Source organism: Micromonospora sp. LOL_014 (assembly GCF_048060245.1).
Classification (GTDB): domain Bacteria; phylum Actinomycetota; class Actinomycetes; order Mycobacteriales; family Micromonosporaceae; genus Micromonospora_E.
Genome location: NZ_JBHMIP010000007.1, coordinates 94,413 through 109,736 on the forward strand (window position 1 = coordinate 94,413; position 15,324 = coordinate 109,736).

A 15,324-nucleotide genomic window follows, 5' to 3' on the forward strand; every position below is an offset into this window, starting at 1 on the left:
ACCTCGGCCGGCCCTGCGTCCGCAGACCGGCCCGGCCCACACCCACCAGGAGGCACGTTGACGGCCAGCGACGGGCAGACCGATGAGTTCATCGTGGTCGGTGGCGGCATCGGCGGGCTCGGCACCGCTCTCGCCCTGGCCCGCGCCGGGCGGCAGGTCCGGGTGTTGGAACGGGCCGCCGCCTTCGGCGAGGTCGGTGCCGGCATCCAGCTCGCCCCCAACGCCACCCGGCTGCTACGCGAATGGGGCCTGCTCGACCAGTTGATCGCCGCCGGGCTGGCGCCCCGGCACCTGGTCCTCGCCGACGCCCGCACCGGACGGGAACTCAACCGGCTCGACCTCACCGGGCCGTTCACCGAGCGTTACCTGGCCCCGTACGTCGTCGCACACCGCCGCGACCTGCTCGACCTGCTGCTCGCCGGGGCCGCCGAGGCCGGCGCGGTACTCGAACCCGACCGCGAGGTGATCGCGATCCGGCCCGACCCGGACGCCGTCGAGATCGACTGCGCCGGCGGGCAGCGCTACCGCGCCCGGGCGGTCGTCGCCGCCGACGGCCTGCACTCCCGGTTCCGCGCACTGGTCAGCGACGACGAGCCGGAATGCAGCGGCTACGTCGCCTACCGGGGCGCGATCCCGATCGAACAGGCCAGCCGGACCGCCGACCTGTCCGAGGTGGTCGCCTTCCTCGGCCCCGGGATGCACTTCGTGCAGTACGCCCTGCGCGGCGGCAGCTACTACAACCAGGTCGCGGTGTTCCGCAGCGAACGGTACCGGCAGGGCGACCCGGACTGGGGCGGCCCGGCTGAGCTGCAGGAGGCGTTCTCCCGGTCCTGCCCGCACGTGCGGACCGCCGTCCAGGCGATCCGGACCGACCAGCGGTGGCCGATGTACGACCGGACGCCGATCGACGACTGGGTGCACGGCGGACGGGTCGCCCTGCTCGGCGACGCCGCCCATCCGATGCTGCAGTACCTGGCCCAGGGCGCCTGCCAGGCGCTGGAGGACGCCGCCGCGCTCGCCGCCGCCGTCACCCGGCACCTGCCCGCCGGGCCGGTCAACGCCGACGCGCCGGTCCACCTCGCGCTGCGGGAGTTCGTCCGCGAACGGGCCCCCCGCACCGCCCGGGTGCAGCGCAACGCCCGCACCTGGGGCGACATCTGGCACGTCGATGGCGTCGCCTCCGCGTTGCGCGACGACGCGCTGGCCCACCGTGGACCAACCGACTACCGGTCCACCGACTGGCTCTTCGGCCACACCGCCGCCCAGCGCGGCTCCTCCCCCACCGCGAGTCCCTCCGCGAACCCCACCGTGAACCTGGCGCCGGACGCGCCGACCGCCACCCCGACGACGAGCCGAGACGAGGCGCAATGATCCCCGACCCCGGACGCGACTGGCGGCTGCTGATCGACGGTCGGCTGGTCCCGGCCGGCGACGGCGGGGCGGCCCCGACCCGGTCACCGGCCACCGGCGCGGTGCTCGGCCGGGCACCCGCCGCCACCGTCGCCGACGTCGACCTGGCCGTACGGGCGGCACACGCCGCACAACCGCAGTGGGCGGCCACCCCGCCCCGGCAACGGGCCGCCGTACTACGGTCGATGGCCGAGGTGCTGCGCGCACACCGCGCCGAACTCGGTCACCTCGACGCGGCCGACGGCGGCAACCCGGTCACCGCGATGACCGCCGACGTCGACCTCGCCGCCGAGCTGCTGGACCGGTTCGCCGACTGGGCCGACCAGCTGGGCGGCCGGACCCTGCCCGGCGGCGACGACCATCTGCACTACACCACCCGACGGCCGTACGGGGTGGTCGCCCGGATCGTGCCGTACAACCACCCGGTCATGTTCGCCGCTTCCCGGGTCGCGGCGCCGCTGCTGGCCGGCAACTCGGTGGTACTCAAGGCCCCCGACCAGACGCCGCTGTCCGCGCTGCGCTTCGGTGAACTGGTCGCCGACCTGCTGCCGGCCGGGGTGCTGGCGGTGCTGACCGGCGACGGCGCCACCGTCGGGCCGGCGCTGGTCGGCCACCGGCTGGTGCGGCGGATCGCGTTCACCGGCAGTACCGGCACCGGCCAGGCGGTGCTGCGCACCGCCGCCGCGCACGGCGTCAAACAGGTGTCGTTGGAGCTGGGCGGCAAGAACCCGATGGTGATCCTGGCCGATGCCGACGTGGCCGCCGCCAGCGCCGGAGCGGTCGCCGGGATGAACTTTCACTGGACCGGCGGGCAGTCCTGCGGCTCCACTTCCCGGCTGCTGGTGCACCGGTCGATCGTCGACGAGGTGGTCGAGCGGGTGGTGGCCGGCACCCGCACGGTGCGGGTCGGCGACCCGCTGGATCCGGCCACCGAGATGGGCACCATGGTCTCGGCCGCCCACCGGGACCGGATCGCCGGCTTCCTGCGCCAGGGTCGCGACACCGGGCTGACCGTGGCCACCGGCGGTGGCCTGCCGGACGGGCCCGGCGCGTACGTGGAGCCGACCGTCTTCGTCGACGTGCCGCCGGACAACCCGCTGGCCCGCGAGGAGATCTTCGGGCCGGTGCTCTGCGTCACCCCGTTCGACGACGAGCGGGAGGCGCTGCGGATGGTCAACGACTCGCCGTACGGCCTGACCGCCAGCGTGTGGACCGGCGACGTCGGTCGGGCGCACCGCTGGGCCCGGTCGGTCGACGCCGGCTACGTGTGGATCAACACCGCGTCCCGGCACTTCGCCGGCCTGCCGTTCGGCGGGGTCAAGGACTCCGGCCTCGGCAGTGAGGAGAGCGTCGAGGAACTGCACTCGTTCACCCAGCCCAAGTCGGTCACCGTCCACCTGGGACCGACATACGACTCACGAGGAGGCGACCGTGGCGACCACTGACCACCCGGCCGACACTTACGACGGCATCATCATCGGGGCCGGCCAGCACGGCCTGATCCTCGGCACCTACCTGGCCCGGGCCGGTCTGCGGGTGCTCCTGGTCGAGCGGCGGCTGCGCCACGGTGGCGGGCTGAGCACCGAGGAACGCACCCTGCCCGGCTTCCAGCACAACCTGCACTCGATCAACCACTTCAGCGTCACCTCGACGCCGTGGTTCCGTGACCTGGGGCTGTCCGCCCGGGTGCGCTACCTGACGCCGCGGTACGAGTTCGCCCAGCCGCACCGCGACGGCAGCGCGCTGGTCTTCTCCCGCGACCTCGACGAGACACTCGCCAGCATCGGCCGGTTCAGCAAGGCCGACGCCGACACGTTCCGGGAGTGGAACGCCAAGGCGGAGGAGATGACCCAGCGAATCTTCCTGCGCGAGCGGTTCAGTGAGCCGCTGAGCCCGGCCGACCGCGACGAGCTGCTCGGCCGCACCGCGTTGGGTCGTGACTTCATGGAGCTGACCCGACGGCAACCCGGTGAGGTGGTCGAGGAGCTGTTCACCGATGAGCGGGTCAAGGTGCTGTTCCTGTTCAAGCTGTCGCTGTTCGGCACCGTGCTGCACGAGACGCTCGGCACGCACAGCCCGCTCGGCTCGCTGATCCGCGCCTTCGACCTGACCACCGGCTACGAGCTGTGCGCCGGCGGCAGTTGGAATCTGGCCCGCGGGCTGATGGAGGAGTTCATCGCCGCCGGCGGACACTTCGTCAACCAGGCGCACGTCGAGCGGATCGTCGTCGAGGGCGGTCGGGCCACCGGCATCGAACTCGCCGACGGGCGCTCGATGCGGGCCCGGCAGTTCGTGGCCAGCACGCTGGACCTGCACCAGACCCTGGAGACGCTGGTCGGCCGCGATCAACTGCCCGCCGACTACCTGGCCCGGCTGGACAAGTTCCACTACACCGGCTGGACGTTGTTCGGCCTGCACCTGGCGCTCGACGAGGCTCCAGCGTACACCTCGGCGGCCTTCGACCCACACGTGAACGGGGCGCTGAAGTACAACATCGGCTCGGAGACCATCGCCAGTCTGATGGCCGCGCACGACGACGTGGACAACGGTCGGGTGCCGGCCAACGTCCAGTTCGGTGCCGGGGCGCTGAGCGTGCTCGACCCGAGTCAGGCGCCGCCGGGCAAACACACCGCGTACGCCTGGCACGTGGTGCCGTGGGCACCCGACGGCGACCACGAGAACCTGCGCCGCATGCAGGGCGACATGGCCGCGTCGATCATGGACAGGTGGCGGGAGTACGCGCCCAACCTGACCGACGCCACCGTGCTGGGCTCGTACACCTACACCGCGTACGAGTACGCGCAGGAACTGATCAACATGCGGCACGGCGACATCTTCATGGGGGCGCTCAGCGCCGACCAGGTGCTGCACAACCACTTCGGCTACCGCACCCCGCTGCCGAACCTCTACCTGGCCGGCTCGGCCTGCCACCCCAACGGGGCGATCAGCGGCGGCGCCGGATACATCGCCGCCGGGGTGATCGCCCGCGACCTGGGCGTCGAACCGTGGTGGCAGCCGATGGACGCCCGTACCGAACTGTCCCGGCTCGGCGATGGCTGACCGGCTGGCCGGTCGGGTGGCCATCGTCACCGGCGGCGGACAAGGGCTCGGCCGGGCCTTCGCGCACCGGCTGGCGGCCGACGGGGCGCGGGTGGTGGTGGCCGACCGCAACACCGAGGCGGCCGGTGCCGTCGCCGCCGAGATCGGCGACGGCGCGCTCGCCGTCGAGGTTGACGTCGCCGACCCGGACAGCGTGGCGGCGATGGTCCGGCGCGGCACCGACGCGTTCGGTGAGATCGACGTCCTGGTCAACAACGCGGCGATCTTCTCGACTCTGGCGATGCGGCCGTTCGACCAGATCGACCCGGCCGAGTGGGACCGGGTGATGGCGGTCAACGTCCGCGGACCGTTCCTGTGCACCCGGGCGGTCGCGCCGGTGATGCGCCGGGCCGGCTACGGCAAGGTGGTCAACATCTCGTCGGCCACCGTGTGGATCGGCCGGCCGAACTACCTGCACTACGTGACCTCCAAGGCGGCGCTGATCGGGATGACCCGGGCGCTGGCCACCGAGCTGGGCCCGGCCGGGGTACGGGTCAACGCGGTCACCCCGGGCGCCACCCGTACCGAGATCCCGCGGGCCACCGTCACCCCGGAGCAGGAGGCGGCGATCGTCGCCGGCCAGGCGATCAAACGGCGGCAGGTGCCGGCCGACCTGGTCGGCGTGGTCGCCTTCCTCGCCGGGCCGGACAGCGACTTCATCACCGGACAGACGGTCAACGTCGACGGCGGCGCGGCGTTCCACTGAGGATGCCCACATCGCTGCGAGGATTGGAGGCACCATGGCGCAGCGGCTGCCGATCAGCCTGGCCTGCTGGGACTACGACCGCACCCGGGCACTGCGGGAGGGCATGGTACGGCCGACCGGCGTTGACCTGACCTACCTGCCGCTGCCGCCCGAGGAGACCTTCTTCCGGATGCTGCGCTGGCAGGAGTTCGACGTCGCGGAGATGTCCCTGTCGTCGTACGTGCTGTCGCTGTTCGCCGACGAACCGCCGTTCGTGGCGATCCCGGTCTTCCCGTCCCGGGTGTTCCGGCACGGCTCGATCTACCTGGCACCGTCGTCGCCGATCCGCGACCCGGCCGAGCTGGCCGGCCGTACGGTCGGGATCCCCGAGTACCAGATGACCGCCGCCGTGTGGATCCGCGGCATCCTGGCCGAACACCATGGGCTGCCGGTCGACGGGGTCAGCTACCGCACCGGCGGTCTGCACCACGCCGGCCGGCAGGAGAAGCTGCGGCTGGACCTGCCGGACCGGTTCGACGTACGGCCGATCGGCGCGGGCGAGACGCTCGACGGACTGTTGCGCGGCGGCGCGATCGACGCCCTGTACACCGCTCGGGCACCCCGGTCGTTCGAGCCGGCCGCCGGCCCGGACCGGGTCCGTCGACTGTTCGCCGACCCGGTCGCCGCCGAACGGGCGTACCTGCGGGCCACCGGCATCTTCCCGATCATGCACACGGTGGTGCTGCGCCGCGACGTCTACCAGCGGCACCGGTGGCTGGCCCGGGCGCTGCTGGACGCGTTCACCGAGGCTAAGGACCAGGTCTACGCCGAACTGCGGGAGGTGACCGCGTTGAAGGTCAGCCTGCCGTGGGTGGTGCCGGCCGCAGAGGAGGCGGCGGCGCTGCTGAGCGACGACTTCTGGCCGTACGGCGTCGAACCCAACCGGACGGTGCTGGAGACGTTTCTGCGCTACTCGCACGAGCAGGGCCTGGCTCGGCGGCGGCTGAACCCGGCGGAGCTGTTCGCCCCGGAGACCCTCGCCGACACCCTCGTCTGAACCCGACACCCGACACACGCTGGTCGCAGTCCGGACCGGCTAGGACACGGCGGACCGGCGCAGCAGGGCCCGCAGCGCCGGCTCCTCCACCGGCCGGGACAGGCCGAACCCCTGCCCGAACTCGCAGCCCATCGCGGTCAGCTCGGCCCGCTGGTCGTCGTTCTCAATCCCCTCGGCCACCGTGCTGAGTCGCAGTCCCCGGCTCATCGCCAGGATGGCCTGGACCACCGGCAGGCAGGTCGGATCCTCGGCGCCGATCCGGCTCACGAACAGCTTGTCGATCTTCAACTCGTCGATCGGATATCGGTGCAGGTGGCCGAGGGAACTGAACCCGGTGCCGAAGTCGTCCAGGGCGATCCGGACGCCGAGTCGACGCAGCGCGGCCAGCTGCGACTCGATCGCATCGTGCTCGGTGGCCAGGACGCTCTCGGTCATCTCCAAGGTCAGCGTGACCGGCGGCAGGCCGGAGCGTTCCAACGCGGCCAGCACGTCCGCGACCACGTCACCCAGCATGAACTGGCGCACGCTGACATTGACGTTGATCTGCAACGGTCGGCCACTGAGTCGCTGCCATCCGGCACCGGTGACACAGGCCTCGCCGAGGATCCAGCGGCCGAGTGGCACGATCAGGCCACTGCCCTCGACCAGCGGAATGAACTGGTCCGGCCGGACCATGCCGCGCTGCGGGTGACGCCACCGGACCAGCGCCTCCACTCCGCGTACCGCGCCGTCGGACAGCGCGTGGATCGGCTGGTAGTGCAGGACGAACTCGCGCCGCGACAGCGCGTCCTGCGCCTCCACCTGCAGGCGTACCCGGTCGACCGCAGCCTGGTGCAGTTCGGTGCGGTACCGCACCCGACGTGCCCGGGGCGCGGCCTTGGCAATCTGCAACGCGATGTCGGCCTCGCGCATCAGCCGGTCGGCATCGGCGTCGCCGTCGCTGACCGCGATGCCGACCCGGGCGGCGACCAGCCGCAGGTGGCCGGCCGCCTCGATCGGCCGGTCGAAGACCGCCAACAGGTCGTCAGCGATCCACTCGGTGTCGCGGGCGGCGGCCCGCTCGGCGGTCAGCAGCACCGCGAACTCGTCACCGCCGAGGGCGGCCAGCAGGTCGGTGGCCGTCAACCGGCGCCGCAGCAGGCCGGCGACCGCGACCAGCAGTTCGTCACCGGCCTGGTGGCCGAGAGCGTCGTTGACCACCTTGAACGAGTCGATGTCGAGCAGCAGCAACGCGACATCGGTGGTGCTGCCGAGCGCCACGGCCAGCCGTTCCCGCAGCAGGGCCCGGTTGGCCAGGCCGGTCAGCGGATCGTGGTACGCCTGATGGCGCAGCCGCTCGGTGAGCCGTACCCGCTCGGTGACGTCACGGACGGCGAACAACAGCCCGCGTACGTTCGGATCGTGCAGCAGGTTCTGCCCGCTGATCTCGACCGTGGCGGGCTGGTCGGCGTCCGGGGCCGCGACCCGGCACTGCAAGGTCGCCGCCGCGCCGGGATCGCCGAGCAGCCGGGCGAGCCAGGCGTCGGCCGCCGGCCGGTCCGGCGGGACGATCCAGGACAGCAGCCGGTCACCGGGCAGCCCGGCGGCGAGCCGGAACACGTCCGCCGCCGAGGGGCTCAGGTAGCTGACCGTGGTGTCCCGGTCGGTCAGCACGATCACGTCGCGCGACGACCGGACGACCGCCTCGAACCGGGCCGCCGTACCGGCCTCGAACCGGCGTACCGCGAGCAGCACCAGGCGCAGTGCCAACGACGACAGCAGCATGCCGGGTCCGTACTGGCCGAGCTGCACCTCAGCCAGGGTGCCGCCAGCGGCGAGCACGCCGGTGGTCATCGCAGCGAGGGTGAACCCGACCGAGAGCAACGCCGCGGGCAGCCCACCGTAGAGCGCGCGCAGCGCGGTGCCGACGAACAGCACCCCACCGGCCGGCAGCGCCCCGACCGCCCAGATCACCACACCGACGGCGACGGCGGCGAGCAGGTCATGGGCGATCGTCGGTCGTTCCCGCCGGTACAGCCGCACGGCGAGCGCCGCCAGGACGGCGACGGCGGGTAGCACCGGCCAGGAGCGGCTCGGCTCGACCACCGGCGAGATCAGCCACTGTGGAATCACAATGGCCAGGCAGGCCAGCAGGAAGGCCAGGAAGGCTCGGCGCACCACCGGCAGTAACGGCTGGTTCGCCCCGACCTTCACCCAGGAGCGCAGCGCGGTCGACCACTGCCGGCGACGTCCAGAGGCCATGTCCGCCAGACTACGGCCTGCGATCATGGTCTGGGGGGCCGACACTCCAGCGTTTGGTGTCCCTGGTGGACTGTTCGGTGGATACCGCAGGCCGGGCTGCCGGTGTTAGCGACCAGTTCGTCACAACAAGTTGGACCGGTGGAATCCGCCATCGACCGGAATCATCGCCCCGGACAGGTACGACGAGTCCTCCGAACACAAGAAGGCGATGGCCGCGGCGAACTCGTCGTACCCGCCGACCCGGCCCAGGTGCACGGCCCGGTCGAGATGCTGCTGGCGGTCCCGGGTCCGGTTGGGAAACGGCGCGTTGCCGACGACGATCCCGTTCGACGAGATCCCGCGGGACCCGTACTCCTTGGCGATCGAGGCGACCAGGGCACCCATTCCGGCCTTGGCGGCAGCGTAGGCCGCACCGTTGACCTGGCCGTTGGTGCCGGAGATCGAGCCGATGCCGACGATGTGCCCGCGCTCGGCGGCCAGCATGCCGGGCAGTACGGCCCGGGCGCAGAGGAACGCCGAGGTGAGGTTCAACGCGAGGAAACCACTCCAGTCCTCGAGGCTGGCGTCGGCCACCGCCGCCCAGGCGGCTCCGGGCAGTGTTCCACCGGCGTTGTTGACCAGGATGTCGACCGGGCCGTACCGGTCGACCACCTCGGCGACCAGGTCGGCCACCTGGTCGGCCGAGGTGACGTCGGCCCGACCGGCGACTGCCCGGCCGGGCAGGTCAGCGGCGGCCGCCCGGGTCTCGGCGATGCCGTCGGGATTGATGTCGTTGACGACGACCGTCGCTGACTCGGCGGCGAACCGCAGCGCGGTGGCCCGGCCGATCCCCCGGCCGGCGCCGGTGACCAGAGCAACCTTTCCGGTGAATCTCCCGGGCATCCCGTCAGCCTTTCCGGAACAGGGGGTTGCGGGCGTTTTCGCTGATCACAACCATGGTGGCAAAGCGCCAGCCGACATCGGGTTCACGTCGCATGCCGAACAGGTAGGCACCTTCGTGCTCGCCCCGGCGAAACTGCGGGCCGTCGCCGCTGGTCGCGACGAGGCTGTACACGGCGGCGACCGAGGCGGTCCGGCCGTCATCGGCGACCCGGATCACCGGAGGATGGATGAGGTGACGCAGTTCGTAGGAGTTGATCACATCGACGGACGGTGGCCCGTCGGCGTCACCGGAGCGGGGCAGGACCGGGCGGATGTACAGCTCGCGGAGCTTCTCCTTGCCCTTGACGGTCTCGTTCAGGGTGCCGCGCAACTGCCGCTCGAAGTCCTCGGTGTAGTACTCCAGCAGGTCGTCCCAGCGACGCCGGTCGCACAGCCAGCCGTAGAGCATCACCAGGTCGGCGATCCGGCGGTGGTCCTCGGCAAGGGCCACCCGCTGCTCGACCGTCTCCGGGGTCCGCTCGGGCAGTTGGACCACGGCGATCAGTTCGTCGAGTTCGTCGTCAGTCATCGGGTCTCCACGTTTCGGGCAGGTAACGGGGTCTCGCTCAAAGTACCAAGCGCTTGTTAGGCTGGCAACGTGCGATCCGATGAACCGGCTCCGTTGCTCGCCGTCGAGAATCTCGCCACGAGCTTCTCGACGCCGCGGGGTGTGCTGCGCGCCGTCGACGGGGTCTCCTTCACCCTCGCGCCCAGCGAGGCGCTCGGCGTCGTCGGCGAATCCGGGTCCGGCAAATCGGTGCTGGTCCGCACCGTCATGAACATCCTGCCCCGGCAGGCGCAGGTCGCGGCGGAAAGTCGGATCCTGTTCGAGGGCCACGAGGTACGCGACCGACGAGGCGCCGCCGCCCGGCACTTCTGGGGCGCCGAGGTGGCCATGGTGTTCCAGGACCCGATGACGTCGCTCAACCCGGTCCGCACCATCGGTCGGCAACTCACCGAGCCGATGCGTCACCACCTAGGGCTCAGCAGACGGGCCGCCGACACTCGTGCCGCCGAACTACTCGCCGAGGTCGGCATCAGCGAGCCGGTCCGACGGCTGCGGCAGTACCCGCACGAGCTCTCCGGCGGCATGCGGCAACGCGTCATGATCGGCATCGCGCTGTCCTGCTCGCCCAAGCTGCTCATCGCCGACGAGCCGACCACCGCGCTGGACGTGACCGTGCAGAAGGAGATCCTCGACCTGCTCGCCCGGCTGCGTACCGAACTGCGGATGGCGATGATCCTGATCAGTCACGACCTGGCCGTGGTGTCCGGCCGTACCGACCGGACGATGGTGATGTACGCCGGACGGGTGGCCGAGATCGGACCGACCACCGAGCTGTTCCGGTACACCCGGCACCCGTACACGGCGGCCCTGCTGCGCTCGACCCCTCGGATCGATCAGCCCAGCCACACCCCGCTGGAGGTGATCGCCGGCGGCGCTCCCGACCTGGTGCACCCACCGCCCGGCTGCCGCTTCGCCCCCCGCTGTCGGCAGGCCCGGCCCCGGTGTCAGCAGGAGGACCCGGCGCTGGCCGACGAACCCGGGCACCGGTACGCCTGCTTCTACCCGGTCGGCACCGAGGCCGGCGACCGCGCGCTCGCCGAGAACCTCGCCGACGGGCGGACCGGGGCCGGACTGGACCTCACGCCGGTCCGCACCGACCGGTCCACCCTCGACGGGGCGGTGAACTGATGGCCGGCACCGGCAGGGCGCACCTGCGCGACACCGACGACGTGGTGCTGCGGGTCCAGGACCTGACCGTACGGTTCCCGGCCGGCCGGGGACGCAGCGTGCAGGCGGTCTCCGGGATCAGCCTCGACGCCCGGGTCCGAGAGACCGTCGGCCTGGTCGGTGAGTCGGGCTGCGGAAAGTCCACCACCGGCCGGGCGATCCTGCAGCTGCCCCCGCCGACGAGTGGATCGGTGCGGTTCGACGGCACCGAGTTGACGGCGCTGCGCGGCGAGCGGCTGCGGCGCACCCGCACCCGACTCCAGATGATCTTCCAGGACCCGATCTCGTCGCTCAACCCCCGCCGTACCGTCCGGGACATCGTCGCCGAAGGCCTGCGGATCTGGAACCGCGAGGGCGGTCCCGCCGCCCGGCGGCGGGTGGACGAGGTCCTCGACGCCGTCGGGCTGAACCCCCGGCTGGTCGGCGACCGGCGACCGCACGAGCTCTCCGGCGGGCAGTGCCAGCGGGTCTGCATCGCCCGCGCGCTGGTGCTGGAACCAGCCGTGGTGCTCTGCGACGAACCGGTCAGCGCGCTGGACGTCTCGGTGCAGGCCCAGATCCTCAACCTGCTGGAGGAGATGAAACAGCGGTACGGCCTGACGCTGCTGTTCGTCGCCCACGACCTGGCGGTGGTGAAGCGGGTCAGCGACCGGATCGTGGTGATGTACCTGGGCAAGATCTGCGAGGTCGCATCGCCGGATGTGCTGTTCGCCCGTCCCGCCCACCCGTACACGGCGCTGCTGCTGCGCTCGATCCCGGAGCTTGACGACGGCTCCCCGGCACCGGTCCGCACCAGCGGTGAGCTGCCGTCGGCGCTCGACCCGCCGAGCGGCTGCCGGTTCCGCACCCGGTGCCCCCGCGCGGCGGATGTCTGCGCCCGCACCGAGCCGCAGTTGCGCCAGACCGGCCCGGACCAGTACGTCGCCTGCCACTTCCCGCAGGACGCGCCGGCCGACGGAGCCACCGCCGGCCGGTCGCGGCCGTGACGGGCGGCTCAGTCCCCGGCGGCCGGCGCGGCAAGCAACTCGTCGTGGCGCATCCAGTCCAGCACGTGTTCCCGACGGCTGATCAGCCAGCGGCCGTCGACCCGGACCAGTTCGTCGAGGTAGCGCAGGCCCCGGGTGCGCATCCGGGGGCCGGTGGCCGGCCGGTCGATCAGATGGGCCTGGGCGTAGGTCTGCGCCACCGCGCGGTCGCCGATCACTTCGGCGTAGTGGTTGCCGATGAAATGCATCGACGCCCGCAGGTCGACGATCTCCAGGGGGAAGCGAACCGGCGACTGGCCGGTGAAGAACGCCATGATCCGGTCGATCCCGCCGGCTACCCGTACTCCTTCGTAAATCCCCTCCACGTGGTCGGTGAAGCAGCCACGCAGCCGGTCCCAGTCCCGGCTGTCGATCGCCATGAAGTACCGGTTCACCACGTCGGCGATGGCCAGCCGGTCGGCGGTCAGCGTTTCCATGACCCGATCTCCCGTTCTTGAGTCGACGGTGCCGCGCAACCGCGGCACCCAATCGAAAGGTGTGCATGATGTCCGGATACGCCGATGACCGAGCGGCCATCGTCGAATTGTTGAACCGGTACGCGCAGTGCTGCGACCGGCGTGAGTTCGAGGCGGTCGGCGGCTGCTTCACCGACGACGCCCAGGCCGAGTACTCCGGCAAGCGGTTGCCGCGCGGCGTGCGCCACATCGTCGCGCACATGGCGCCGCTGGCCCGACTGGCCGCCAGCCAGCACGTGGTCGGCTCGGCCACCATCGAGGTCGACGGCGACTCGGCGGTCGCCAGCTCGTACACGGTGGCCCACCTGGTCCGGCCGGTGCCGGACGGCCACGAGGTGGTGCACCGAGGACTGCACTACGCCGACCGGCTGATCCGCACCGGCGACGGCTGGCGGATCAGTGAACGGGTGCACCAGGTGCTCTGGAGCACCAGCTCGCCGACCACCTGGCCGGTGCCCCGGTTCACCACCGCCGCCCAGCCGGCCGACTGACCGGTCGTCGCAGGCAAACCCGGGGGTGCAGACAGAGATCCGGGTGGGTCCGGCATCGCCGGGCTCACCCGGACGCCGTCAGGTCGTCGACAGCGTCCCCAAGGCGGCCGACCGCGGCCACCAGACCCGCCGGATCCAGCATGCTGAACGACAGGCGCAGGTGCCGGGGGTAGGCGTCGGCCAGCGAGAACTCGTTACCCGGCACCACCGAGACGGCCCGGCGCATCGCGGCGCGGGCCAGGGCCAACGCGTCGATCCCCGGAGCCTGGACGCCGGCCCAGACGAACATCCCGCCGTCCGGCATCGAGGTGGCCAGCCGGCCGGCCAGCCGGCCGGCCACCGCCCCGGTCAGGGCTTCGGCCCGCACCCGGTAGAGGTCCCGCAGCCCGGCCAGATGCCCGGCGAACCAGTCCGGATCGGCCAGTAGCTCGACGAGCAGCCGTTGGCTCAACGCGGCGGAGTTCAGGTCGGTGGCCTGCTTGGCCACCGCTAGCGGCCGGTGCAGCCACCGGGGCGCGCACAGGTAGCCGACCCGCAGCCCGGGTGCCACCAGCTTGGAGAAGCTACCGAGGTAGACCACCTGCTCGGCGGCGTCGGCGGCGACCGGCGGCAGGTCCGCTCCGGCGAACCGCAGCTGACCGTACGGGTCGTCCTCGACGATGAGGAAGCCGTACCGGGCCGCGAGCTGCGCCAGTCGGGTACGCCGTCGCGCGGTGAGGGTGCGTCCGCTCGGGTTGGAGAAGTTCGGCACCAGGTAGCACAGCTTCGGCCGCAACCCGGCCCGCAGCCGCCCGGCCAGCAGCTCGGTGTCCATCCCGTCGTCGTCGACCGGCACCTCGACGATTCTCGGCTGGTAGCCGGCCAACGCCCGCAGCGCCCCGACGTAGGCCGGCGACTCGACCACCGCCACGTCACCGGGGTCCAGCAGCACCTTGCCGATCAGGTCGAGCGCTTGTTGCGATCCGGTGGTGACCAGCAGCCGCCCGGTCGGGTCGGGCAGCCGCAGCCGGCCGGCCAGGTCGGCACCGACCAGGTCGAGCAGGTCCGGGTCGCCCTCGGTGGCCGAGTACTGCAGGGCGGAGCCGCCCGCGCCGGCCAGTGCCCGCTCGGCCGCCGCGGCGACCGCCCGCGCCGGGAACGCCTCGGCCGGCGGCAGCCCGCCGCCGAGCGACAGCAGGGCCGGCCCGGGTACCTCGCCGGCGGGTGGCCGGGCCGCCGCCGCGACCAGCTCCCGCAGCTTCGACGGACGCATCCCGGCGGTACGGGCGGCGAACTCGGGTCGGGCGGTCATCGTGTTCCTTCCGTGGACGTCGGTGCGGCACCTGGTGCAGGCGCGCCAACTGGCCGGAGTGGCGTCAGCCCATCGACCATCCGCCGTTGGCCCGGATCAGCTGCCCGGTGACGAAGCGGGCGGCGTCGGAGACCAGGTAGAGCACCAGCAGCGCCTGGTCCTGCGGGTCGCCGACGATGTTCAGCGGCGAACGGGCCGCCATGCCGGCCAGCCACTGACGCTTGCGCTCGGCGTCGACGGTGCCGTCGGCGGCGGTGAAGTTGCGGGCGCTGAAATTGGTCAGGGTGGCGCCAGGCGCGATCGCGTTGACCCGTACCCCTTTCGGGCCGAGCTCCAGGGCGAGGGTCCGGGTCATCCCGACGACGGCGAGTTTGCCGAGGTGGTACAGCCCGTAGCCGGCGGCGGGCAGGTCGGCGGCGGTCGACGAGATGTTCACGATGGCTCCGTGGCCCTGGCGGGTCATCACCGCAGCGGCGGCCTGGCAGCCGTACAGCACGCCCTTGACGCTGATCGCGAACTCGGCGTCGAGGTCCGCGCCGGTGACCTCGGTCAGGTCGCGGACCAGCGACGGTACGCCGGCGATGTTGCACGCGATGTCGAGGCCGCCGTACCGGTCGACGGCGGCGGCGGCCAGGGCGTCCAGGTCGGCCCGACGGCTGACGTCGGTGTACTGGAAGCTGGCCCGACCACCGGCGTCGGTGATCGCGGCGACGGTCACCGCGCCGCGCTCGGCGTCGATGTCGGCGACCACCACGGCGGCGCCGACCCGGGCGAGGGTCTGCGCGACCGCCTGACCGATTCCGCTGCCGGCACCGGTGACCGCGGCCACCCGGCCGTCCAGCCGGAACGCCGACTCGTCCATCCGCATGATGTACCTCCTGCTGCTCGGGTCG

The 15,324-nt window shown here is 72.1% G+C and carries 14 protein-coding genes; 8 read left to right on the forward strand and 6 right to left on the reverse strand.

Annotation, left to right across the window (positions count from 1 at the left end; genetic code table 11):
• The first annotated feature begins 57 nt into the window (after positions 1–57).
• Genes ACFHW1_RS08405 through ACFHW1_RS08425 form a run of 5 tightly spaced genes read left to right on the forward strand, consistent with a single transcriptional unit; the run spans position 58 to position 6,251 of the window.
• On the forward strand, positions 58–1,371 hold the full coding sequence (locus tag ACFHW1_RS08405) for an FAD-dependent monooxygenase (protein WP_416567681.1): 1,314 nt from the start codon (positions 58–60) through the stop codon (positions 1,369–1,371).
• Entirely contained in the window at positions 1,368–2,855 is a 1,488-nt protein-coding gene (locus tag ACFHW1_RS08410; protein ID WP_416553286.1) for an aldehyde dehydrogenase family protein, read from the forward strand. The genes ACFHW1_RS08405 and ACFHW1_RS08410 overlap by 4 nt, the downstream gene beginning before the upstream one ends.
• Positions 2,842–4,470 carry a phytoene desaturase family protein gene (locus ACFHW1_RS08415; RefSeq protein WP_416553288.1) on the forward strand — a complete coding sequence of 543 codons (1,629 nt, stop codon included), beginning with the start codon at positions 2,842–2,844 and terminating at the stop codon, positions 4,468–4,470. The genes ACFHW1_RS08410 and ACFHW1_RS08415 overlap by 14 nt, the downstream gene beginning before the upstream one ends.
• On the forward strand, positions 4,463–5,215 hold the full coding sequence (locus ACFHW1_RS08420; protein ID WP_416553290.1) for an SDR family NAD(P)-dependent oxidoreductase: 753 nt from the start codon (positions 4,463–4,465) through the stop codon (positions 5,213–5,215). Before ACFHW1_RS08415 ends, ACFHW1_RS08420 begins: the two co-directional genes overlap by 8 nt.
• A 34-nt stretch (positions 5,216–5,249) precedes the next feature.
• On the forward strand, positions 5,250–6,251 hold the full coding sequence (locus ACFHW1_RS08425; protein WP_416553292.1) for an ABC transporter substrate-binding protein: 1,002 nt from the start codon (positions 5,250–5,252) through the stop codon (positions 6,249–6,251).
• Between the two features lie 39 nt (positions 6,252–6,290).
• Here the strand turns inward: ACFHW1_RS08425 and ACFHW1_RS08430 are convergent, their stop codons facing one another.
• The 3 genes from ACFHW1_RS08430 to ACFHW1_RS08440 form a co-directional block, all read right to left on the reverse strand.
• A complete protein-coding gene (locus ACFHW1_RS08430; protein WP_416567682.1) occupies positions 6,291–8,492 on the reverse strand; it encodes a putative bifunctional diguanylate cyclase/phosphodiesterase in 2,202 nt (733 codons plus the stop codon).
• Positions 8,493–8,612: 120 nt separating this feature from the next.
• A complete protein-coding gene (locus ACFHW1_RS08435; protein WP_416553296.1) occupies positions 8,613–9,374 on the reverse strand; it encodes an SDR family NAD(P)-dependent oxidoreductase in 762 nt (253 codons plus the stop codon).
• Positions 9,375–9,378: 4 nt separating this feature from the next.
• Positions 9,379–9,942: a nuclear transport factor 2 family protein gene (locus tag ACFHW1_RS08440; RefSeq protein WP_416553298.1), complete on the reverse strand. Its 564-nt coding sequence runs from the start codon at positions 9,940–9,942 to the stop codon at positions 9,379–9,381.
• Between the two features lie 69 nt (positions 9,943–10,011).
• On the opposite strand from ACFHW1_RS08440, the gene ACFHW1_RS08445 reads away from it, so the two are divergent.
• Together ACFHW1_RS08445 and ACFHW1_RS08450 are read left to right on the forward strand one after the other, a co-directional pair.
• Entirely contained in the window at positions 10,012–11,109 is a 1,098-nt protein-coding gene (locus ACFHW1_RS08445) for an ABC transporter ATP-binding protein (RefSeq protein WP_416553300.1), read from the forward strand.
• Complete coding sequence (locus ACFHW1_RS08450) at positions 11,109–12,134, forward strand: ABC transporter ATP-binding protein (protein WP_416553302.1); 1,026 nt, start codon at positions 11,109–11,111, stop codon at positions 12,132–12,134. Before ACFHW1_RS08445 ends, ACFHW1_RS08450 begins: the two co-directional genes overlap by 1 nt.
• An 8-nt stretch (positions 12,135–12,142) precedes the next feature.
• Here the strand turns inward: ACFHW1_RS08450 and ACFHW1_RS08455 are convergent, their stop codons facing one another.
• Positions 12,143–12,610: a nuclear transport factor 2 family protein gene (locus ACFHW1_RS08455; RefSeq protein ID WP_416553304.1), complete on the reverse strand. Its 468-nt coding sequence runs from the start codon at positions 12,608–12,610 to the stop codon at positions 12,143–12,145.
• Positions 12,611–12,678: 68 nt separating this feature from the next.
• Here ACFHW1_RS08455 and ACFHW1_RS08460 point away from each other — a divergent pair, with 68 nt between their 5' ends.
• Complete coding sequence (locus ACFHW1_RS08460; RefSeq protein WP_416553306.1) at positions 12,679–13,140, forward strand: nuclear transport factor 2 family protein; 462 nt, start codon at positions 12,679–12,681, stop codon at positions 13,138–13,140.
• 64 nt (positions 13,141–13,204) lie between these two features.
• On the opposite strand, the gene ACFHW1_RS08465 is transcribed toward ACFHW1_RS08460, so the two are convergent.
• Both ACFHW1_RS08465 and ACFHW1_RS08470 read right to left on the reverse strand, forming a co-directional pair.
• Positions 13,205–14,431, reverse strand: a complete 1,227-nt coding sequence (locus ACFHW1_RS08465) for a PLP-dependent aminotransferase family protein (RefSeq protein ID WP_416567684.1) — start codon at positions 14,429–14,431, stop codon at positions 13,205–13,207.
• Positions 14,432–14,495: 64 nt separating this feature from the next.
• Positions 14,496–15,299: an SDR family NAD(P)-dependent oxidoreductase gene (locus tag ACFHW1_RS08470; protein WP_416553310.1), complete on the reverse strand. Its 804-nt coding sequence runs from the start codon at positions 15,297–15,299 to the stop codon at positions 14,496–14,498.
• Positions 15,300–15,324 lie beyond the last annotated feature (25 nt).

Excerpts from the sequence above, each read along its gene's own strand:
- ACFHW1_RS08425 (WP_416553292.1), top strand. The coding sequence starts at position 5,250 with ATGGCGCAGCGGCTGCCGATCAGCCTGGCCTGCTGGGACTACGACCGC.
- ACFHW1_RS08450 (WP_416553302.1), top strand. The coding sequence starts at position 11,109 with ATGGCCGGCACCGGCAGGGCGCACCTGCGCGACACCGACGACGTGGTG.
- ACFHW1_RS08465 (WP_416567684.1), bottom strand. The coding sequence starts at position 14,431 with ATGACCGCCCGACCCGAGTTCGCCGCCCGTACCGCCGGGATGCGTCCG.
- ACFHW1_RS08435 (WP_416553296.1), bottom strand. The coding sequence starts at position 9,374 with ATGCCCGGGAGATTCACCGGAAAGGTTGCTCTGGTCACCGGCGCCGGC.
- ACFHW1_RS08440 (WP_416553298.1), bottom strand. The coding sequence starts at position 9,942 with ATGACTGACGACGAACTCGACGAACTGATCGCCGTGGTCCAACTGCCC.
- ACFHW1_RS08410 (WP_416553286.1), top strand. The coding sequence starts at position 1,368 with ATGATCCCCGACCCCGGACGCGACTGGCGGCTGCTGATCGACGGTCGG.
- ACFHW1_RS08430 (WP_416567682.1), bottom strand. The coding sequence starts at position 8,492 with ATGGCCTCTGGACGTCGCCGGCAGTGGTCGACCGCGCTGCGCTCCTGG.
- ACFHW1_RS08460 (WP_416553306.1), top strand. The coding sequence starts at position 12,679 with ATGTCCGGATACGCCGATGACCGAGCGGCCATCGTCGAATTGTTGAAC.
- ACFHW1_RS08420 (WP_416553290.1), top strand. The coding sequence starts at position 4,463 with ATGGCTGACCGGCTGGCCGGTCGGGTGGCCATCGTCACCGGCGGCGGA.
- ACFHW1_RS08470 (WP_416553310.1), bottom strand. The coding sequence starts at position 15,299 with ATGCGGATGGACGAGTCGGCGTTCCGGCTGGACGGCCGGGTGGCCGCG.
- ACFHW1_RS08455 (WP_416553304.1), bottom strand. The coding sequence starts at position 12,610 with ATGGAAACGCTGACCGCCGACCGGCTGGCCATCGCCGACGTGGTGAAC.